The organism is Pseudomonas sp. Pmew2, from assembly GCF_058129885.1.
Genome location: NZ_CM176702.1, coordinates 5,541,885 through 5,561,922, shown reverse-complemented (window position 1 = coordinate 5,561,922; position 20,038 = coordinate 5,541,885). Strand labels below are relative to the sequence as shown.

At 58.9% G+C, this 20,038-nt stretch carries 19 protein-coding genes and 1 pseudogene; 12 read left to right on the top strand and 8 right to left on the bottom strand.

The window, feature by feature from the left end:
- Nucleotides 1-93: 93 nt before the first annotated feature.
- Both AC4ANK_RS25720 and AC4ANK_RS25715 read left to right on the top strand, forming a co-directional pair.
- Nucleotides 94-498 carry an NUDIX hydrolase gene (locus AC4ANK_RS25720; protein ID WP_031598108.1) on the top strand — a complete coding sequence of 135 codons (405 nt, stop codon included), beginning with the start codon at nucleotides 94-96 and terminating at the stop codon, nucleotides 496-498.
- 211 nt (nucleotides 499-709) lie between these two features.
- On the top strand, nucleotides 710-1,969 hold the full coding sequence (locus tag AC4ANK_RS25715; protein WP_460383655.1) for an IS256-like element ISPsy17 family transposase: 1,260 nt from the start codon (nucleotides 710-712) through the stop codon (nucleotides 1,967-1,969).
- 70 nt (nucleotides 1,970-2,039) lie between these two features.
- On the opposite strand, the pseudogene AC4ANK_RS25710 reads toward AC4ANK_RS25715, so the two are convergent.
- The 3 genes and pseudogenes from AC4ANK_RS25710 to AC4ANK_RS25700 form a co-directional block, all read right to left on the bottom strand.
- Nucleotides 2,040-2,540: pseudogene (locus AC4ANK_RS25710) on the bottom strand (polymorphic toxin type 44 domain-containing protein); the annotation flags it as partial.
- 398 nt (nucleotides 2,541-2,938) lie between these two features.
- The gene (locus AC4ANK_RS25705) at nucleotides 2,939-4,099 is read right to left on the bottom strand and encodes a polymorphic toxin type 44 domain-containing protein (protein ID WP_002555202.1); all 1,161 of its coding nucleotides are present in this window, start codon (nucleotides 4,097-4,099) and stop codon (nucleotides 2,939-2,941) included.
- A 238-nt stretch (nucleotides 4,100-4,337) separates the two neighbouring features.
- Entirely contained in the window at nucleotides 4,338-5,285 is a 948-nt protein-coding gene (locus AC4ANK_RS25700; RefSeq protein ID WP_002551957.1) for a LysR family transcriptional regulator, read from the bottom strand.
- 158 nt (nucleotides 5,286-5,443) lie between these two features.
- Here AC4ANK_RS25700 and AC4ANK_RS25695 point away from each other — a divergent pair, with 158 nt between their 5' ends.
- The 3 genes from AC4ANK_RS25695 to ggt all read left to right on the top strand — a co-directional run bounded on the left by AC4ANK_RS25695 (nucleotide 5,444) and on the right by ggt (nucleotide 9,824).
- On the top strand, nucleotides 5,444-6,970 hold the full coding sequence (locus tag AC4ANK_RS25695) for a CoA-acylating methylmalonate-semialdehyde dehydrogenase (protein WP_002551958.1): 1,527 nt from the start codon (nucleotides 5,444-5,446) through the stop codon (nucleotides 6,968-6,970).
- Between the two features lie 33 nt (nucleotides 6,971-7,003).
- Entirely contained in the window at nucleotides 7,004-7,891 is an 888-nt protein-coding gene (gene mmsB / locus AC4ANK_RS25690) for a 3-hydroxyisobutyrate dehydrogenase (RefSeq protein WP_002551959.1), read from the top strand.
- 205 nt (nucleotides 7,892-8,096) lie between these two features.
- Nucleotides 8,097-9,824: a gamma-glutamyltransferase gene (gene ggt / locus AC4ANK_RS25685; RefSeq protein ID WP_002551960.1), complete on the top strand. Its 1,728-nt coding sequence runs from the start codon at nucleotides 8,097-8,099 to the stop codon at nucleotides 9,822-9,824.
- A gap of 66 nt (nucleotides 9,825-9,890) precedes the next feature.
- Here ggt and phnE read toward each other — a convergent pair whose 3' ends face one another.
- From phnE to AC4ANK_RS25665, 4 genes are read right to left on the bottom strand one after another with little or no spacing between them, the layout of a single operon-like run.
- Nucleotides 9,891-10,658: a phosphonate ABC transporter, permease protein PhnE gene (phnE, locus tag AC4ANK_RS25680; protein ID WP_002551961.1), complete on the bottom strand. Its 768-nt coding sequence runs from the start codon at nucleotides 10,656-10,658 to the stop codon at nucleotides 9,891-9,893.
- Entirely contained in the window at nucleotides 10,655-11,482 is an 828-nt protein-coding gene (locus AC4ANK_RS25675; protein WP_460383651.1) for a PhnE/PtxC family ABC transporter permease, read from the bottom strand. Before AC4ANK_RS25675 ends, phnE begins: the two co-directional genes overlap by 4 nt.
- Nucleotides 11,476-12,273, bottom strand: coding sequence for a phosphonate ABC transporter ATP-binding protein (locus tag AC4ANK_RS25670; protein WP_002551963.1), 798 nt, complete (start codon nucleotides 12,271-12,273; stop codon nucleotides 11,476-11,478). The genes AC4ANK_RS25675 and AC4ANK_RS25670 overlap by 7 nt, the downstream gene beginning before the upstream one ends.
- Entirely contained in the window at nucleotides 12,270-13,121 is an 852-nt protein-coding gene (locus tag AC4ANK_RS25665) for a putative selenate ABC transporter substrate-binding protein (RefSeq protein WP_002551964.1), read from the bottom strand. Before AC4ANK_RS25665 ends, AC4ANK_RS25670 begins: the two co-directional genes overlap by 4 nt.
- Before the next feature lie 241 nt (nucleotides 13,122-13,362).
- Between AC4ANK_RS25665 and selD the strand changes: the two genes are divergently transcribed.
- From selD to AC4ANK_RS25640, 5 genes are all read left to right on the top strand, one after another.
- Nucleotides 13,363-14,397 (top strand): selenide, water dikinase SelD, encoded by a 1,035-nt coding sequence (gene selD / locus AC4ANK_RS25660; protein ID WP_002551965.1) that lies wholly within the window; start codon nucleotides 13,363-13,365, stop codon nucleotides 14,395-14,397.
- A complete protein-coding gene (gene mnmH / locus AC4ANK_RS25655) occupies nucleotides 14,397-15,497 on the top strand; it encodes a tRNA 2-selenouridine(34) synthase MnmH (RefSeq protein ID WP_002551966.1) in 1,101 nt (366 codons plus the stop codon). The genes selD and mnmH overlap by 1 nt, the downstream gene beginning before the upstream one ends.
- 33 nt (nucleotides 15,498-15,530) lie before the next feature.
- On the top strand, nucleotides 15,531-16,295 hold the full coding sequence (locus tag AC4ANK_RS25650) for a sulfite exporter TauE/SafE family protein (protein WP_002551967.1): 765 nt from the start codon (nucleotides 15,531-15,533) through the stop codon (nucleotides 16,293-16,295).
- A gap of 205 nt (nucleotides 16,296-16,500) precedes the next feature.
- Entirely contained in the window at nucleotides 16,501-17,088 is a 588-nt protein-coding gene (mdaB, locus tag AC4ANK_RS25645; RefSeq protein WP_002551968.1) for an NADPH:quinone oxidoreductase MdaB, read from the top strand.
- A gap of 58 nt (nucleotides 17,089-17,146) precedes the next feature.
- Entirely contained in the window at nucleotides 17,147-18,043 is an 897-nt protein-coding gene (locus tag AC4ANK_RS25640) for a LysR family transcriptional regulator (protein ID WP_002551969.1), read from the top strand.
- A gap of 81 nt (nucleotides 18,044-18,124) precedes the next feature.
- Here the strand turns inward: AC4ANK_RS25640 and AC4ANK_RS25635 are convergent, their stop codons facing one another.
- A complete protein-coding gene (locus AC4ANK_RS25635) occupies nucleotides 18,125-19,093 on the bottom strand; it encodes a polyprenyl synthetase family protein (RefSeq protein WP_002551970.1) in 969 nt (322 codons plus the stop codon).
- Nucleotides 19,094-19,332: 239 nt separating this feature from the next.
- Here AC4ANK_RS25635 and rplU point away from each other — a divergent pair, with 239 nt between their 5' ends.
- Both rplU and rpmA read left to right on the top strand, forming a co-directional pair.
- Nucleotides 19,333-19,644: a 50S ribosomal protein L21 gene (rplU, locus tag AC4ANK_RS25630; protein WP_002551971.1), complete on the top strand. Its 312-nt coding sequence runs from the start codon at nucleotides 19,333-19,335 to the stop codon at nucleotides 19,642-19,644.
- 32 nt (nucleotides 19,645-19,676) lie between these two features.
- Nucleotides 19,677-19,952, top strand: a complete 276-nt coding sequence (gene rpmA, locus AC4ANK_RS25625) for a 50S ribosomal protein L27 (protein WP_002551972.1) — start codon at nucleotides 19,677-19,679, stop codon at nucleotides 19,950-19,952.
- Nucleotides 19,953-20,038: the final 86 nt, after the last annotated feature.

The window sequence follows — 20,038 nt, the reverse complement described above, 5'->3', positions numbered from 1 at the left end:
TCTGGCGATTTGCAGGTACGAAGTCGAGCTTCATAATCCCTATGCTCTTCAACCGGGTTCAAGGGGCAATTGAAAAGGCCAGGGTGTAACTGCATGACGGCGGATAAAGCGTGTGCTGTGGTTCTGCGAGACCGGGGAGTGCTGGAGATTCTGGCATTTGAGCATCCGTTGGCGGGCCTGCAATTGGTGAAGGGCAGTGTGGAACCAGGCGAGTCAACTTGCGCGGCTGCTGTGCGGGAGTTAATGGAGGAGGCCGGGATTCAAGCGACAGCAAAGCGAAACCTGGGTGAGTGGCACTCCACCATAACGGGACATATCTGGGCATTTCATGAATGTGAGGTGGCTCAAGACCTTCCCGATAGCTGGGTGCATTTTGCAGAGGATGATGGAGGACACGATTTCAGATTCTTCTGGCATCCGCTGATGAGTGAGCCGTCTGACAGATGGCACCATATTTTCAAGGATGCCTTGAGCTTTCTCAGGGAGACCGTTACTTGAATCTGGGTATGGGTCAGCTCTTCTTTAGGTGCCGGGAGTGTCTTCTGTGTTTACTCATTGGCTGTGCCGAGTTTGACGTGGCGCGGGTAGCACGCCTCAGGGCTGGAAGGGGTCTGCTCGCCCAGGACACTGTTTCAGACGAGCAATGACCTCAGGCGGAGACTGTCAGAAATTTTGTGTTCGGGCATAACATGTAGCTAGAGGTGCATGTATGCCGACCAAAAAGAAGTCCGCCAATGCAACAGCGAGGGAGTTGCCCTCGATTCCCCAAGAGCTGATCGAGCAGTTTGTTAAAGGCCCGATGAGCGCCGAAGCCATTCAAGACGCGTCCATGGCGTTCAAGAAGGCTCTGATCGAGCGTGCGCTAGGCGCCGAGCTGGGTCACCACCTTGGTTACCCTCAGGGCGCGGAGCGCCCTGAGGAGTCGACCAATCAGCGTAATGGCAAAAGCAGCAAGACGGTTCTGACCGACGACGGGCCGCTTCGCCTGGATATCCCCAGAGACCGCGATGGTAGCTTCGCCCCGATCCTGATTCCCAAGCACGAACGACGTTTTACAGGCTTCGACGACAAGATAATTGCCATGTACGCCCGGGGCATGACGGTGCGTGAGATCCGCGCTTTTCTATCTGAGCAGTATGGAACTAACGTGTCCCATGACTTCATCAGCTCAGTCACCGATGCGGTCATGGAAGAGGTGGGCACTTGGCAGCAACGACCCTTGGAACCGATGTATCCGGTGATCTTCTTCGATGCGTTACGGGTCAAAATCCGGGACGAGGGGTTAGTGTGCAACAAGGCTATTTATCTGGCGCTGGGGGTATTACCTGATGGCACGCGCGACATTGTGGGTATATGGATCGAGAGCACCGAGGGTGCCAAGTTTTGGATGAAGGTGTTCAACGACCTCAAGACTCGTGGCGTTGAAGATGTTCTGATCGCCGTCACGGATGGCCTCAAAGGAATACCGGAGGCGTTGGGGGCGGTTTTTCCTGCCACGACGCTGCAAACCTGCATCGTGCATCTGATCCGCAACAGCTTGGACTATGCCGCTTGGGATAAACGTCGGGCACTGGCCAAAGCACTCAAGCCGATCTACCAGGCGATCAATGCAGATGTGGCTGAGCAAGAGCTTAACGCCTTTGAAGCGGGCCCCTGGGGCAAGCAGTATCCGACTGTGGTTGCTGCATGGCGTCGCGCCTGGGATCGGGTTATACCGTTTTTTGTTTTCCCGGCGGGCATCCGCAAAGTGGTTTACACGACCAATGCCATCGAGAGCATCAATGCCCAGTTACGCAAGATCATCAAGACTCGAGGGCACTTCCCGACCGATGAGGCCGCGACGAAACTGATATGGCTTGGGTTGCGCAACATCACCGCCAACTGGGGTCATGCGGCACACGACTGGAAAGTGGCAATGAATCAATTTGCGATCCTGTACGGAGACCGATTTACCAGACCGAGCTGGTAAAACAAGGGCCTGCCTGACGGCAGGCCCTAACCAGCCCGAACACAAAAAAACTGATACTCCCCTCAGGGAGTGTGTCTGAAACGATCTGCTCAGCACCTGCGCCATCCAAAAGGATGCTTTCGGAAAGCCCACCAACTCGCCCGACGTATCCATAGTGAATGTTCGACCAGATGTCATAGAAGTAATCGTAATCGCCCTGTTTGTGGTAGACGACGCCATCGTATTTCGCGGCGAGTATCGGTTTGTGGTCCCACGGGCGATTCTGACCAACACGTTCTGCCCAGATAGCAAAAGCCTTTGCTTGCATACCGGCCGCCATGCTGTAGAAATCCGGGCCGGGACCAAGGCGCAGGTAAAATGGAAGCGCCTCATACTCCTTCATCTTTGCCGCCGCATCGAAGCTATTGAGGTCTCTCATCTGACGAACTTCTGGACTATTGATGTTGGCGTTCATCTCTCCAGCAATATAAGTCGCCAGCTCTTCCATCCTGTCAGGGTGTTTGCTAACAACAGGTTCCGCTTTTGGCTAAGGCTTCGCCTCTGACTCCCTAGCGGCAGCCTTAGGTTCTAAGGGCACCTTAGTGCCGGAAAGGATCAGGTTCGCCCTCACATTTTTTCAAGCGTTCAATAATGGCGGGAGATGTTTTGTTAATGTCGACTCTACCCGACTCCGTTAGGTATATATCTAACGTAGCCCAGCGCTTGGGCGTTATGTCGATACATCTCATATGGCCCTTGATGGGGCCCCAAAAGAAAACCATAAAAAAATCTTCATCGGGGAATAGATGACCAACATCAGATGACGCTTCTCCCGGAAGCATCCTCTCTCTATGAATTTGGTGTTGCGTATCCCATACTAAACGAAGTTCATCCGTAGCTTCTTTGGAGTAATGAATAACTACGCTGGGGGTAGCAGCATACCAAGCCGTTAGCAGAACTATAAGCGCGAACAAAACTGCATGACGCAACTTAAGTTTTCTCACATTGATGATCAATGACACCTGCTCCCCATGCTTGTGGTGCAACCGAAAGAACCTCTTTCATTATCATTTTCGCTGTTATGCCACCATGAGGGTGCAGGTTAAAGAGTTTAATCCCGATCCCGACAGATATTCGGTCGGGATCGTCGTCCCAAGCGCGGAGTCCCTCTACGTTCTCGGCACGTTGAGGCCCCCGGTGTTTTCTGCTTACCTGTGGTTTTGTTATGTCACTGATCGCCCCGACAGAGTCTGAGACTATCTGCTCTAACCCCGCACCGTCGGCAAGCACGCTTTCTGAAAGGCCGCCTGCGCGGCCAACATAACCGTAGTGGATGTTAGACCAAATATCATAAAAATACTCGTACTCTCCTTGCTTGTGGTAATACCCACCGAACTTCTTATGGATTTTCGGCTTGTGGTCCCAATCCCTATACTGCCCTACACGCTCAGTCCAAATCACCAACGCAGCAGCGCCATTTGCTGCGCCAACAGTTTGGGGGCTCGTCGCGCCAACTTGAGCATACCAAGGCAGGTCCATTTGCTTGCGAGTCTCTTCGGCAACGTCATAACTGAGCAGTTTTTTCATTTTCAAAACAGAAGGGTGATGAATATTGCGATTCATCTCGTCCGCAATGTATGTCGCCAGCTCTTCCATCCTGTCAGGGTATTTGCAAACAACAGATTCCGCCCTTGGCTCAGGCTCCGCATCTGACTTCTCACCAGCGGCCTCAGGGCCTACCAAAGCGTTCGCCGCCAAGGCTTTCTCCGTGAGCTTCGGATCAGCCAGCAAGGTCGCCATCTTCTCATTGTCCACGGAACCGTCTGGCCGGAAGGCTCCCAGCGCCATGAAGTTGATAATGGCCGCGCCAGCAGCGCCGCCCATGACGAAGCCGCCACCAACATCACTTGAGCTCGTGATGATTGTCCCGCCGTGACTGGTGAGGCTTCCCAAGTGGGCCATGGGGCGGCCATTCACCAGAATGGAAGGAAAGCCTGTAGTGATGACCGCACCACACCCGCAGGTATCACCCACACGTGCCGCACCCCTGCCGTTGATGTTGACGTCACCGGACGCCGAAGCGATAGGTGTTGTACCGTGACCCGGTAATGGGCAGGCGTGCTTGTCGCCCAATCGGGCTGAAGAAATCATTGCATGCCGTCCCTGCGTTTTTGATCCGTAGACAACAACCAGCGTTTAGTTGACGCGTGGGAGGCTACCGGAAGTGCAAAAGGCGGTATGTAGGGGAAATCTTAGTTTTGCGAAGGACCTTGAGAACCTGATCTAAAAGTCGGGGTCACCTCAATGGGAGCGGACCAGCATCCGTGTGACAAACCGCCAATTCCGGTCTGCCCCGCTACTAAAGGCCACCTGATCCCTTGAAAATCTGTCACTGAAGGAAGCGGACAGCGCAATTTTCCCCCAACAAAAACCCCTTGTTCAACTCCGTCACTTCCCGAATGTAATCCCACAGCAACGTGATCCGCTTCAACTTGCGCAGGTCCTCGCGGCAATACATCCAGAATTGTCGAGTAATGTTCACTTCTTCCGCCAGCACCGGCAGCAGTCGCGGGTCCTGGGCGGCCAGAAAGCACGGCAGGATCGCCAGTGCGCGGCCTTGTAGCGCGGCGGTGTATTGGGCGATGACGCTGGTGCTGCGCAGTTGTGCCTGGGCGTTGGGCAGCAGGTTGCTCAGGTACAGCAGCTCGGAGCTGAACGCCAGATCGTCGACGTAGCTGATGAAGACGTGTCCGCTCAGGTCGGCTTTTTGCTCGATGGCCGTGTGGCTATCCAGATACGCCTGGGTCGCATACAGGCGCAGGCTGTAGTCGCAGAGTTTGCAACACACGTAGGGGCCGTGTTCCGGGCGCTCCAGGGCGATGACGATGTCAGCCTCGCGTTTCGAGAGGCTGATGAAGTGCGGCAGCGGCAGGATATCCAGCGAAATGCTCGGGTAGCTGTCGAGAAAGTGGCTCAGTTGCGGGGTGATGAAAAAGCTACCGAAGCCTTCGGTGCAGCCCATGCGGATATGCCCGGATAACGCGACGCTGGACCCGGAAACCTGTTCGCAGGCCATGTGCAGCGTGCTTTCGATGGACTCGGCGTAACCCAGCAGGCGCTGACCTTCGGCGGTCATGATGAAGCCGTTGTTGCGCGACTTTTCGAACAGCAATGTGCCGAGCGAGGTTTCCAGCGAGTTGATGCGTCGTGACACGGTGGTGTAGTCAACGGCCAGGCGCCGGGCTGCGCTGCTGACTTTACGGGTGCGTGCCACTTCGAGGAAAAACTTCAGGTCATCCCAGTTCAACAGCCCCAGGGAGGTGATGTTTTTTTGCATGTTGACCCTGCTTTTATCTGCATTCTTGTTAGAAGTTTGCACATCTATACTCCAAAGCACGCCCCCTGACCAACTCAAAAACAAGACTGCCGGGAGACCACGGCGATCCATCTGCACATGCGCTGGATGCGTGGTTTGCTGAAGGGAGAACCGCTGAAATGAACGTCTCGTTGAACGACACCACAACCACCATTGCTCGCGTAAAACTGCTGATCAACGGCGAGTGGATAGACTCGCAAAGCAGTGAATGGCAAGACATCGTCAACCCTGCGACTCAGGAAGTCCTCGCCCGGGTGCCATTTGCCACGGCCAGTGAAGTGGACGCTGCTGTCGCTGCGGCTCACGCGGCCTATCGCACCTGGCGCGAAACGCCTGTCGGTGTGCGTATGCGCATCATGCTCAAATTGCAGGCGCTGATCCGCGAACACTCCAAACGCATTGCGGCAGTATTGAGTGCCGAGCAAGGCAAGACCCTGGCCGATGCCGAGGGCGATATTTTTCGCGGCCTTGAGGTGGTCGAGCACGCGTGTTCGATCGGCACGCTGCAAATGGGCGAGTTTGCCGAAAACGTTGCCAATGGCGTGGATACCTACACCTTGCGCCAGCCCATCGGTGTCTGCGCGGGCATCACTCCGTTCAACTTCCCGGCGATGATTCCGCTGTGGATGTTTCCGATGGCGATTGCCTGTGGCAATACCTTTGTCCTCAAACCTTCTGAGCAGGACCCGCTGTCGACGCTGTTGCTGGTTGAACTGGCGATTGAGGCCGGAGTGCCGGCCGGCGTGCTGAATGTGGTGCATGGCGGCAAGGACGTGGTGGACGCGATCTGCACGCACAAGGACATCAAGGCTGTTTCCTTTGTCGGTTCGACCGCCGTTGGCACGCATGTTTACGATCTGGCCGGTCGGCACGGCAAGCGTGTGCAGGCGATGATGGGCGCGAAGAATCATGCGGTCGTGCTGCCGGATGCCAACCGTGAGCAAACGCTGAATGCACTGGTGGGCGCAGGTTTCGGTGCCGCGGGCCAGCGTTGCATGGCGACCTCCGTGGTGGTGCTGGTCGGTGCGTCGAAACAGTGGCTGCCGGACCTCAAGGCGCGGGCGCAGAAACTCAAGGTCAATGCCGGCCAGGAGGCAGGGACGGACATCGGGCCGGTGATTTCCAGAAAGGCAAAGCAGCGCATTCTGGACCTCATCGAGAGCGGTGTGCGTGAAGGCGCGACGCTTGAACTGGATGGTCGGGAGGTTTCGGTGCCGGGTTACGAGGGCGGCAACTTCGTAGGGCCGACGCTGTTCTCGGGTGTCACCACCGACATGCAGATCTACACCCAGGAGATTTTCGGTCCGGTTCTGGTTGTTCTGGAGGTCGATACCCTCGATGAGGCTATCGCGCTGGTCAACGCCAACCCGTTCGGCAACGGCACTGGCTTGTTCACCCAGAGCGGCGCGGCGGCGCGCAAGTTTCAAAGCGAGATCGATGTCGGGCAGGTCGGGATCAACATTCCGATTCCTGTACCGGTACCGTTTTTCAGCTTCACTGGCTCGCGGGGTTCCAAGCTGGGCGATCTGGGACCGTATGGCAAACAGGTGGTGCAGTTCTACACTCAGACCAAGACCGTTACCAGCCGCTGGTTCGATGACGACAGCGTGAACGACGGCGTGAACACCACGATCAATTTGCGTTGAGCACAGCCTGTCAGTCAGGCCGGGAGAACAATAATGAACATCGCATTTATCGGTCTGGGCAACATGGGCGCGCCCATGGCCCGCAACCTGATCAAGGCCGGACACACCTTGCAGGTGTTCGACCTCAACAAGAGCGTGCTGGCTGAATTCGCCGGGCTGGGCGCACAGGTCAGCGACTCACCCCGGCAGGCCGCCGAAGGCAGCGAGCTGGTCATCACCATGCTGCCTGCTGCGGCGCATGTGCGTAGTGTGTACCTGAACGACGACGGCGTGCTGAAAGGCATCTCACCCGGCGTTCCGGCGGTTGATTGCAGCACCATCGACCCGCAGACCATCCGTGACATCGCCGCTGTCGCCGCACAGCAAGGCGTGGTGTTGGGCGACGCGCCGGTGTCAGGCGGCACCGGTGGCGCGCAGGCCGGGACGTTGACGTTCATGGTCGGCGGATCTGCCGAGCATTTTGCCGTGCTCAAACCGGTGCTGGAGCAGATGGGCCGTAACATCGTGCATTGTGGCGACGTGGGCACCGGCCAGATTGCCAAGATCTGCAACAACATGCTGCTGGCGATTTCCATGATCGGCGTGTCCGAGTCCATGGCATTGGGCAATGCGCTGGGCATCGATACTCATGTGCTGGCCGGCATCATCAATACCTCGACTGGCCGTTGCTGGAGTTCCGAGGCGTACAACCCGTGGCTTGGCATTGTCGAAACCGCTCCAGCGTCACGCGGTTACAGCGGCGGCTTTGGCGCTGAGTTGATGCTCAAGGACCTGGGCTTGGCAACCGAGGCTGCGCGCGCTGCGCATCAACCGGTCATCCTCGGCGCAGTGGCGCAACAGCTGTACCAGGCCATGAGCCTGCGCGGTGATGGCGGCAAGGACTTCTCGGCGATCATTGAGGGGTATCGCCCGAAAGCCTAGGCGTCACCCGTATCGGGAATCAGTGGGGCGTAGCTTTGTATCCGGTTTTTACATTAGGAAAACGTGGCAGAACCGGCTACTTTGGACCTCGTCAGATCAGCGCAGGGATGCTCGGTACGCTTCGACGAGAAGCGCCGCATCCTCGCCTGGAGGCTGGCGCTCCACTCATCAAACGTCCCTGACTCAGAAAAAGAAGAGATCGACCATGAAGTTCGAACCCCTCGCCAGATCGCTGATAGCGACGGCATTGATCGTCGCTTATTCCCCCTCATTTGCTGCATCACAAGCCCCGGTTGCCGCCGAAAACGGCATGGTCGTGACGGCTCAGCACCTGGCTACCCATGTGGGTGTCGATGTGCTCAAGGCTGGCGGCAACGCTGTCGATGCGGCTGTAGCGGTCGGTTACGCGCTGGCGGTGGTCTACCCTGCGGCCGGTAACCTCGGTGGCGGCGGCTTCATGACCATTCAGCTGGCCGACGGGCGCAAGACTTTCCTCGACTTCCGCGAAAAGGCACCTCTGGCCGCGACGGCCAACATGTACCTGGACAAGGACGGCAAGGTCATTCCTGATCTGAGTGCCAAAGGTCATCTGGCCGTTGGCGTGCCGGGCACCGTGTCCGGCATGGAAATGGCTCTGAGCAAGTACGGCACCCGCAAACGCGAAGAAGTCATCGCCCCGGCGATCAAGCTGGCCGAGGAAGGTTTTGTGCTGGGCCAGGGCGACGTCGACATGCTGTCGAGCGCCACGGATGTGTTCAAGGCAGACATGGCTGATTCCGGGTCGATCTTCCTCGACAAGGGCGAGCCGATGCAGGTCGGTCAGAAGCTGGTGCAGAAAGACCTGGCCAAGACCCTTAAAGAAATCTCCGATAAGGGCAGCGATGGTTTCTACAAGGGCTGGGTCGCCAAGGCGCTGGTCGATTCAAGCCAGGCTGGCAAGGGCATCATCACCCAGGCCGACCTTGACCATTACAAGACCCGCGAGTTGGCTCCAGTCGAATGCGACTACCGTGGCTACCACGTCGTGTCAGCGCCACCTCCAAGTTCCGGTGGCGTGGTCATCTGCCAGATTCTGAACATCCTCGAGGGCTACCCGATGAAAGAGCTGGGCTTCCGCTCGGCGCAGGGTATGCATTATCAGATCGAAGCCATGCGTCATGCATACGTAGACCGCAACAGCTATCTGGGCGACCCCGATTTCGTCAAGAACCCGGTCGAGCACCTGCTGGACGTGAAGTACGCGGCCAAGCTGCGTGAGGCCATCGAGCCGCAAAAGGCTGGCGACTCGAACAAGATCAAACCGGGCGTCGCGCCGCACGAAGGCAGCAACACCACCCATTATTCGATCGTCGACAAATGGGGCAATGCGGTCTCGGTGACCTACACCCTGAACAACTGGTTCGGCGCGGGCGTCATGGCCAGCAAGACCGGTGTGATTCTCAACGACGAAATGGATGACTTCACCGTCAAGGTCGGCGTGCCCAACATGTATGGTCTGGTGCAGGGCGAAGCCAACGCCATCGCGCCGGGCAAGACGCCGCTGTCTTCGATGAGCCCGACCATCGTCACCAAGGATGGCAAGGCCGTAATGGTTGTCGGCACGCCGGGCGGCAGTCGCATCATTACCGCGACCTTGTTGACCATGCTCAACGTCATCGACTATGGCATGAACATTCAGGAAGCCGTGGACGCGCCGCGTTTCCACCAGCAATGGCAGCCTGAGGCGACCAACATCGATACCTTCGCGGTCAGCCCCGACACGCTGAAGATTCTTGAGAGCTGGGGCCACAAGTTTGCCGGTCCGCAGCCACTCAATCATGTGGCAGCGATTCTGGTAGGCGCGCCTTCGCTGGGCGGCAAACCGGTCGGTAACAACCGCTTCTACGGTGCCAACGACCCGCGTCGCAACACCGGGTTGTCACTGGGCTACTGAGTCACTCTGTGATCACGCCACGGTTCCGAGCTTCAGGACCGTGGCGTTTTCGTTTCTGGTGCTGGGTCAGTTGCTTACCCAACGCTGTCTGCTCCAGCCGCTCAATGCGTCAACGGCGAACACCAGGATCAGCATCGCCAGAATCACGGTGCTGGCCTGCGCTTCCTGAAACAGGCTGAGACTTATGTAAAGCATCTGGCCCAACCCACCCGCGCCAACAAAACCCAGCACGCTGGCCATGCGAATGTTGTTCTCCCAGCGATACAGCGTATACGCCAGCAGCTGTGGCCAGAGGTTGGGCAGGGTGCCGTAGCTGAACGCCTGCCAGGCGCTGCCGCCCTGCAGACGAATCGCTGCAGCGGGTTGCTGCGCGGTATTTTCCAGCGCCTCGGCAAACAGTCGGCCCAGAACGCCCGTGGTGTGCAGTGCCAGCGCCAGCGTGCCTGCATTGGGGCCGAGCCCGGCAGCCAGCACCATCAACACGGCCCACACCAGTTCCGGAATGGCACGCAGTGCATTGAGCAGCAGACGACTCACGCTGCGCAACGGCCAGCCCAGGCGACCGGCAGCGGGCAATGCCAGCAGCAAACCTGCGATGGCAGCCAGCAAGGTGCCAAGTGCCGACATGGCCAGCGTTTCCAGAGCGCCCTGGCCGATTGCCTGCAAATGCTCACTGCTGAGGTCCGGGCTCATGAAGCGCAATGCATAACGGCCCATCTGCGTCAGGTTGTCATGACTGCCCAGGGTGAAGAGGTCGAGGCCGAGGTACATAAACGATGCGATCACTGCCGTAATCATCGCCAGCACCAGCAGCAGATTGCCTGCGCGCTTCATGTGAACTGCCTGCGCAGCAGGCGGCTGAGCTGGTCGGCGAGCAGCACCAGCAGCAGGAACGTCAGCAGCATGCTCGCCACTTCGTCACCGGCGAACATGCGCATCGACAGGTCGATCTGCTGACCCAGTCCGCCTGCGCCGACGAAACCCATGACCACCGAAGCGCGCACGGCGCACTCCCAGCGGTACACAGTGTAGGACGTCAATTCGGCTGCCGCGTTGGGCAGGATGCCGTAAGCCAGCGCGGCGAGGCGTCCGCTGCCCGATTGAAGCAGGGCGTGGGCCGGGCGTTGGTCCACCGATTCGAAAATCTCGGCGTATACCTTACCGAGCATGCCTGCGTAAGTGATGGCGATTGCAAGTACGCCCGCGGTCGGACCCAGGCCGACCGCGCGCACGAACAACAGCGCCCAGACGATTTCCGGCACGCTGCGCAGGAAGATCAACACGCCGCGTACCTGCCAGCGCAGGCATTGGCCGAGCCAGCCGGGACGCCCGCCGTGTGAGGCGGCCGACAGGGACAGCGCCTTGCTGGCGAGCAGGCTTGCCGGTACAGCCAGCAGCAGAGCAAGGGCGATGCCAGCCGTGGCGATAGCCAGCGTTTGCAATGTCGCCTCCAGCAACAGCCCGAGGAATTCTGCAGAGTGCGCCACAGGCCAGAACCCAGCGAGAAAGCTGCCCATCGTCCGCGCATTATCGGCTTGCAGCAGTACCAGCGGATTCAGTTCGGCCAGACGAATGCCCGGCCAGAGCAGGGCGACCGCCAGCAGCGTCAGCAACAGGCGTGGCGTTGTCGCCGGGTCGCGCTGATCCTGAGTCAGCATCGCGGCGTCCAGGGTGTTTCAGACACATCCGGGGCAGGCTGAGGGCTCAGTTGTTCATTGGCATACAGGGTGTCGAGATGCTGCCGGTCGACCTCGTTTGCGGCGAGGTCGAAGTGAATTTGCCCGTCGCGCACCCCGATGATTCGCGGAAAGTGCGCCAGCGCCAGCTCCACCGCATGCAGGCTGGCGACCAGCGTCACGTGGTGCTCGATGGCGTGCTGGCATAACAGCGCAAGGGTGTGATCGGCCAGACGCGGGTCCATCGCCGAAACCGGCTCGTCGGCCAGCAGCAGTTCAGGTGCCTGATACAAGGCGCGGGCGATGCCAACGCGTTGCAGCTGCCCGCCAGACAACTGCTGGCAGCGCTCGAACAGTTTGTCCGCGAGGTCCAGACGTGCCAGCACTTCGCGGGTGCCAGAAACGTCCAGTGGGTGCAGCAGGTTCAGCAGACTTTTGCCCAGCCCCCATTGACCAAGTTTGCCCGCCGACACCGCAGTGATGACCCGCTGGCGCGCGGGTAACGGCGGTGCCTGATGGATCAGCGCAATGCGGCTACGCAGGCGCTGGCGGCGTTTGCTGGAAAGCTGCCAGGGATCAGCCCCCAGCACTTCCAGTTGTCCGGCACTGGGCGGCAACGCGCTGGCCAGCAGATTGAGCAGCGTTGTCTTGCCCGCACCCGACGGCCCGATGATCGCGACCCGCTCGCCACCAGCGATGTTCAGATCAAGACCGCGCAACGCCAGTGTGCCGTCGCTGTGGCGCAGCTCGATGCCGGACAGACGCAAGGTCATTTCAGCAGGTCGGCAGCGCGTGCGGCTTCTTCGATGCCTTTGTAGTTCTCGGGCTTGGTCTCGATGAAGCGGCTGGCAGCCTGAAGATCAAGGATTGCCTTCTGCTCCGGGTTGGCCGGGTCAAGGTCAAGGAAGGCCTGTTTGATCTTCGCCGCCAGCGCCGGGTCGAGGCTGCCGCGTACAGTCCAGTTGTAGTCGAAATACGTTGGCGTGGTTTCGAAGACGTGAACCTTGCTGGTGTCGACCTTAACGCTGGCGACCAGTTTGTCCCACACGCTGGCGTTGAGCACGCCCGCATCGACCTTGCCCGCCTGAACCCAGGCAGCGGTTGCGTCATGCGCTCCGGAATAGGCGACGCGGCTGAAGAACGTTTCCGGCTTGATGTTTTCCTTGAGCATGAAATAACGCGGCATCAGGCTGCCGGATGTCGACGACACCGAGCCGAAGGCAAACGTCTTGCCCTTGAGGTCCGCCAGGGTTTTCACGTTCGGGTCGGAGGTGATGAATTTGCTGGTGAATTTCGCATCCTGCTCGCGTTGTACCAGCGGCACCGCATTACCGGTCTTGAGGTTGACCTGAACGAAGGTGAAGCCGCCCAGCCAGGCCATGTCGAGCCGGTCAGTGGTCAGTGCTTCGACCACTGCCGGGTAATCGGCGACCGGAACGAACTCGACTTTCATGCCCAGGCGTTGTTCCAGATAGGCACCCAGCGGCTTGAACTTGCGTAGCAGTTCGGTGGGCGCTTCATCAGGAATGGCCGAGACGCGAAGGGTGTCGGCAGCGTGGCTGGTCAGGGCGGAGAAGGACAGGGCAAGGCCGGCGGCGAGCGCCAGGGTACGCTTGAGCATGGAGGTTCTCCGGTTCAATAGCGGAAGAAGGATAAGGCAAAGCCCGCGTGCATCAGCAGGCGGCGCTTCACAGAATTCGGTGGTGATGCGCGGGGATTATAAGAGGCATGGCGAGAAAGGCCAGTTCAGCAGGTTCTCGGCCCTGAGGCACAACCGATGGGCGATGCGGTTTGCGCTGATGCTGATAAGGGAACAGCCCCTAGACTCCGCAGCCTGTTTCCCGGTAACCGAGAGTGTCGCGATGAACGAGCCAATCCGCCTGACCCAGTACAGTCACGGAGCAGGGTGTGGCTGCAAGATTTCCCCCAGGGTGCTGGACGTGATCCTCGCGGGCAGCGGCGCGCAGAACCTCGACCCCAAGCTCTGGGTCGGCAATGCCTCGCGCGATGACGCGGCGGTCTATGCACTGGATGACGAGCGCGGCGTGGTCTCGACCACTGACTTCTTTATGCCCATCGTCGATGACCCGTTCGACTTCGGCCGTATCGCCGCGACCAATGCCATCAGCGATATCTACGCGATGGGCGGCGACCCGCTGATGGCCATCGCCATTCTCGGCTGGCCGGTCAACGTGCTGCCGCCCGAGGTTGCTCGTGAAGTCATTCGCGGTGGTCGTGCCGTCTGCGACGCTGCCGGTATTCCGCTGGCGGGCGGGCACTCCATCGACGCGCCTGAGCCGATCTTCGGTCTGGCTGTAACTGGCGTGGTGCAGAAAAAGCACATGAAACGCAACGACACCGCCCAGGCGGGGTGCACGCTGTACCTGACCAAGCCGTTGGGCATTGGCATTCTCACTACTGCCGAGAAAAAGTCGAAATTGCGCGATGAAGACATCGGTCTGGCGCGCGACTGGATGTGCACCTTGAACAAGCCGGGCAGTCGCTTCGGCAAGCTGGCCGGGGTGCTGGCAATGACCGATGTCACCGGCTTCGGTCTGCTCGGGCATCTGGTTGAAATGGCTGATGGTGCAGGCCTGACCGCTCGTCTGGATTACGCCGCGGTCCCGCGCCTGCCCGGCGTCGAGCATTACATTGCCGAGGGCTGTGTGCCGGGCGGCACGTTGCGCAATTTTGAAAGCTATGGCGACAGGATCGCTGCGCTGAGCGAGGCCCAGCGCGACCTGCTGTGCGACCCACAGACCAGCGGCGGTCTGCTGGTCGCGGTCAGCCCTGAAGGGGAGGCGGAGTTTCTGACGGTGGCTGCCGAACTGGGCCTGCTGCTCAACCCTATCGGCACCCTGCGTGAGCGACAGACCCACGCCGTCGAGGTGTTCTGATGGCCGACAACAGCAGCGACTACCGCACACTTTTTCTCAATGACGTGCCGATGATGGACGCGCGCGCTCCGGTCGAGTTCTCCAAGGGCGCGTTTCCGGGCGTGATCAACCTGCCGCTGATGAACGACATCGAGCGGCAGAAGGTCGGCACCTGCTACAAGCAACACGGCCAGGACGCCGCTATCCAGCTTGGGCATCAATTGGTCTGTGGTCAGGTCAAGGATGAACGCGTCAATGCGTGGGTCGAGTTCGCCAGGGCCAATCCGGATGGCTACCTGTATTGCTTTCGCGGCGGGCTGCGCTCGCAGACGGTACAGCGCTGGCTGAAGGATGCCGGGGTCGACTACCCACGGGTTCTTGGCGGCTACAAGGCGATGCGCACGTTCCTGCTGGATACCCTGCACGAGGCAGTGAGCGAGTGCGATATCGTCGTGCTCGGCGGAATGACCGGCACGGGCAAGACCGAAGTATTGACGCAACTGCGCAACAGTCTGGACCTCGAGCGCATCGCCAATCACCGCGGCTCCAGCTTCGGCAAGCGAGCCACCGGACAACCGGCGCAGATCGACTTCGAGAACCGTCTGGCCATCGATTTGCTCAAGAAGCGCGCAGCCGGTATCGAACAATTCGTCGTGGAAGATGAAAGCCGTCTGGTCGGCAGTTGCAACGTGCCGCTGGAGCTTCATCAAGCAATGCAAGGCTGCCCGATGGTCTGGCTGGAAGACAGCTTCGAGAACCGCGTCGAGCGCATTCTGGCGGATTATGTGGTCAACCTCTGCGCAGAGTTCATCAGCGTCAAAGGCGAATCGCAGGGCTTTGGCCTGTTCGCCGAGCGTCTGTTGCAAAGCCTGAACAACATTCACAAGCGCCTCGGCGGCGAGCGTCATCAACGCTTGTCCAGCCTTATGCAGGCAGCGCTGGAAGAGCAACAGCGCAGCGGTAAGGTCGATCTGCACCGAGGCTGGATCGAAGGGCTGCTCGGCGAATATTACGACCCTATGTACGCTTACCAGCGCGAACACAAGGCGGCGCGTATCGAATTCGCAGGTGATCAAGCGCAAGTGCTGGCCTACCTGCGCGAGCGCTCAGTAAAAGGTTAAGCCTCGACCTCTATCCATCTGGCAAGGGACGCCATGCACTCGATTCTCGATTTCTATCAAACGCTGGGCTGGGGCCTTTCGGCTCTGGTGATCGGCACCTTTCTGCTGGCCGGAACGGTCAAGGGTGTCATCGGCCTGGGCTTGCCTACGGTGGCAATGGGGTTGCTGGGGCTGGCCATGCTGCCGGCGCAGGCTGCCGCGTTACTGATCATCCCGTCGACGTTCACCAATGTCTGGCAACTGGCGACGGGTGGCAATCTGCGGCCTTTGCTGAAGCGGCTATGGCCGATGCTGAGCATGATTTTCATCGGCACTCTGGCCGGGGCTTTCTGGCTTGGCATGAGCGGCAGTCATTCGATGACGCGAGCATTGGGCGGTGCGCTGTTTCTTTATGCATTGAGCGGGCTGTTGCTGCCGACCTTCAGGGTCGCGGCCGCCAAAGAGCGCTGGCTGGGGCCGTTGTGCGGCCTTATTACCGGGGTTATCGCTTCGGCCACCGGCGTGTTCGTGATTCCCGTGGTGCCTTATTTGCAGGCTTTGGGGCTTGAACGCAATCAACTGGTGCAGGCGCTGGGGTTGTCCTTCACTGTTTCCACGCTGGCGTTGGCAGCGGGCTTGTCGTGGAACGGTGCGCTGGGCGGCGCGGAACTGGGCGCATCCACGTTTGCGCTGATGCCAGCCCTGTTGGGCATGCTGCTGGGGCAGTGGCTGCGTCAGCGAATCAGCGCGGCGCTGTTCAAGCGCGTGTTCTTCATCGGCATGGGGCTGTTGGGGCTGCAACTGCTGATAAAGGGTTGAGCCTGATGGGGTAAACCTGTCTTCATCCGCTCAGGCATTTCGCTCAATAGTCTTAACGCCATTCGTGACTGTGAAGCAAGAGTATTTTGCCCTTCGCTGTCTTACTCATGGGCGCACATCTCTTTACTCTCGGCTCATCCATTAATCACCTCCACCTCAGCCTCAGCCTCAAGACTGGCCGGGGTTGGGTAGCGAGAGATCAGCCATGAAAAAAGTATTGTTCCTCAACGGCGGCAAGCAGTTCGCGCACTCCGATGGTCGCTACAACGCGACCCTGCACGAGGCGGGCGTAGTGTTCATGGACCGCGCCGGTTTTGATGTGAAGGAAACCTTCATCGACGGCGGTTACAACGTGGCCGAGGAAGTGCAGAAGTTTCTCTGGGCCGATGTCATCGTCTGGCAAATGCCTGGCTGGTGGATGGGTGCGCCATGGACAGTGAAAAAATACATTGATGAAGTGTTCACCGAAGGGCACGGCAGCCTGTACGCCAATGACGGCCGCACCCGTTCGGATGCGTCGCAGACGTATGGCAGCGGTGGCTTGCTGCAGGGCAAGCAATACATGATTTCCGCGACCTGGAATGCGCCACAGAAAGCCTTCGATGACGCTTCTGATTTCTTCGAGGCCAAGGGCGTCGACGCGGTGTACTTCCCGTTTCACAAGGCCAACGAGTTTCTGGGTATGACCGGGCTGCCGACGTTTCTGGCAGTGGACGTGATGAAAATGCCGAATATCGAAGCGGATGTGCAGCGTTACGAGGCTCACCTGGGCAAAGTGTTTGGTGCGCAGTAAGCACAACCTTTGCACTGAACAGCGCTAATATCCTCTGAGTGTTGAGCAGGGGACAACAGTGAAAGCCAGATCTGATGAATTGCAGGTGTTTGTCTCGGTCATCGAAAGCGGTTCGATTTCCGCGGCGGCAGAGAAAATGGGCCAGACGCCCTCCGGTGTCAGCCGTACCCTGTCACGTCTGGAAGCCAAGCTTGAAACCACGCTGATCAACCGCACGACGCGGCGCATGGACCTGACCGAGGAGGGCAAGTTCTTTCTGGAACGGGCCCGCCATATTCTCGAGCAGATGGAAAGCCTGGAAGAAAGGCTCTCTTCCTCCCGGCAGACGCCCGCCGGCCGCTTGCGTATCAATGCCGCGTCACCGTTCATGCTGCATTGCATCGTGCCGCATGTGGCGGAGTTTCGTCAGCGTTACCCGGACATCGAACTGGAACTCAACAGTGATGACTGGTTCATCGACCTGCTTGAGCAGAGCACCGATATCGCCATTCGAATCGGCGCGCTGCCTGACTCGACCCTGCATGCCCGCTCTCTGGGCAGTTGCCCGCTGAATATCGTCGCCAGCCCGGCCTACCTGCAACGCCACGGCACCCCGAAAACCGCAGAAGACCTGGCGCAACACGTATTGGTGGGTTTCACACACGTGGAATCTCTCAATCAATGGCCCTTGCGCCACGCTGAGGGCGATCGCCTGTCCATCAAGCCTGCCATCTCGGCATCCAGCGGTGACACCTTGCGCTATCTGGTGCTGGAGGGCGTGGGAATCGCCTGTCTTTCCGACTTCATGACTAATGATGACCTGCGCGAGGGGCGGCTGGTCTGTCTGTTGAAGGGCGCCAACAGTGGCTATCGTCAGCCGATTCATGCCGTGTACTACCGCAATTCGCGACTGGCGTTGAGGATTCAGTGTTTTCTGGATTTCATGCAGGAGAAACTTGCTGGCTACACACACTGAAGGTGCTTGAGCGCGATGGGCGTTGTGCGCAGGTAATAAAAAGCCCGTCACGCTGCACGGGCTTTTCGGTTGCGATGGCTGTCAGTGTGTGCGGGCGACCGCAAACTCGCTCAGCTCGACCAGTGCATCCCGGTACTCGCTGGGCGGCAGGGTGTCCAGACAGGCAATCGCGCGGGCGGCATAGTCACGGGCCAGTTGTGCGGTGTAGTCCAGCGCTCCAGCGCTTTCCACAGCATTGCGGATGCTTTCCAGATCTTCCAGACCACCTTTCTGGATCGCCTGACGAACCAGCGCGGCCTGCTCCGGGCTGCCTTCACGCATGGTGTAGATCAGCGGCAGGGTAGGCTTGCCTTCGGCAAGGTCGTCGCCGACGTTCTTGCCCAGGGTTTCGGCATCGCCACGGTAGTCCAGCAAGTCATCGACCAGCTGGAAAGCTACGCCCAGATGGTCGCCGAAGGTGCGTAGCGCTTCGCTCTGTACCTCTGGTGCGTTGCACAGGGCTGCGGCACTGTGAGTCGAGGCTTCGAACAGCATGGCTGTCTTGCCGCGAATCACTTCCATGTAGGTTTCTTCAGTGGTGCTGGCGTCGCGAATCTTCGACAACTGCAGCACTTCGCCTTCGGCAATGATACGGGTCGCCTTGGACAGGATTCTCATGACTTCCATCGAGCCCAGTTCGACCATCATTTCGAACGAGCGCGAATACAGGAAGTCGCCGACCAGCACGCTGGGCGCATTGCCCCACAGCGCGTTGGCGGTGGATCGACCACGACGCATGCCGGACATGTCGACGACGTCGTCATGCAGCAGGGTTGCGGTGTGGAGGAATTCGATGGTGGCGGCCAGCAGGCGAAGGTCATCGCCTTCGCGGCCCAGCGCCTTGCCACACAGCAGTACCAGCAACGGACGCAGACGCTTGCCGCCTGCCGACGTAATGTAATCACCGATTTTCGAGACCAGCGGTACGCGCGACGTCAGTTGCTTTTTGATGATAAGGTCAACGGCACTAAAGTCGTCCGCCACCGCGCGATAGAAGGCTTGGGGTTGCATCAGCGACACGTGCTCCGGATAGGTTGCGCCGCATGCTAGGTCGCGGGGTAGAGCGTGTCAAGGTATGACGACCCGCCTCTTGCAACACACGAATGCCTTGCGTACAATCGCGCACCCTAACTTTCCTGGGCAGCACCTGCCTTACGCAATGCAAACGGGCCGTTCCAGCCCCATGCAGCCATGCCAGCCGATACTCTTCTTATAAAGAGCTGGGTGAGCAGGATTTTCGGAGAAATACCATGTACGCAGTAATTGTTACCGGTGGCAAGCAGTACAAAGTCGCCCCAGGTGAATACCTGAAAATTGAAAAACTGGAAATCGCTACTGGCGAATCCGTCACTTTCGACCGCGTTCTGCTGGTTGGCAATGGCGACGACGTCAACATCGGTGCTCCAGTTGTTGCTGGCGCTACCGTTGTGGCTGAAGTGGTTTCGCAAGGTCGTCACGATAAGGTTCGTATCATCAAGTTCCGTCGTCGTAAGCACCACATGAAGCGTATGGGCCACCGCCAGTGGTACACCGAGATCAAAATCACAGGTATTCAGGCTTAATTCAGCCTAATCCTCATTTGGAGAATTGACTCATGGCACACAAAAAAGCTGGTGGTAGTACCCGTAACGGGCGCGACTCAGAAGCCAAACGCCTTGGCGTGAAGATGTATGGCGGCCAGGCTATCATTCCTGGCAACATCATCGTGCGTCAGCGCGGTACCCAATTCCACGCTGGCTACGGCGTTGGCATGGGTAAGGATCACACCCTGTTCGCGAAAGTGGAAGGCGTGATCAAGTTTCAGGTCAAGGGCGCCTTCGGTCGCCGCTACGTGAGCATCGTTCCGAAGACTGAAGTCTCCGCAGCGTAATCACGCAGTTGCTTAAAAGCCCTGTCTTGCGACGGGGCTTTTTTGTTTGTAGAGGTAGAGAGGCAGGTGAGTCTCTTGCAAAACTG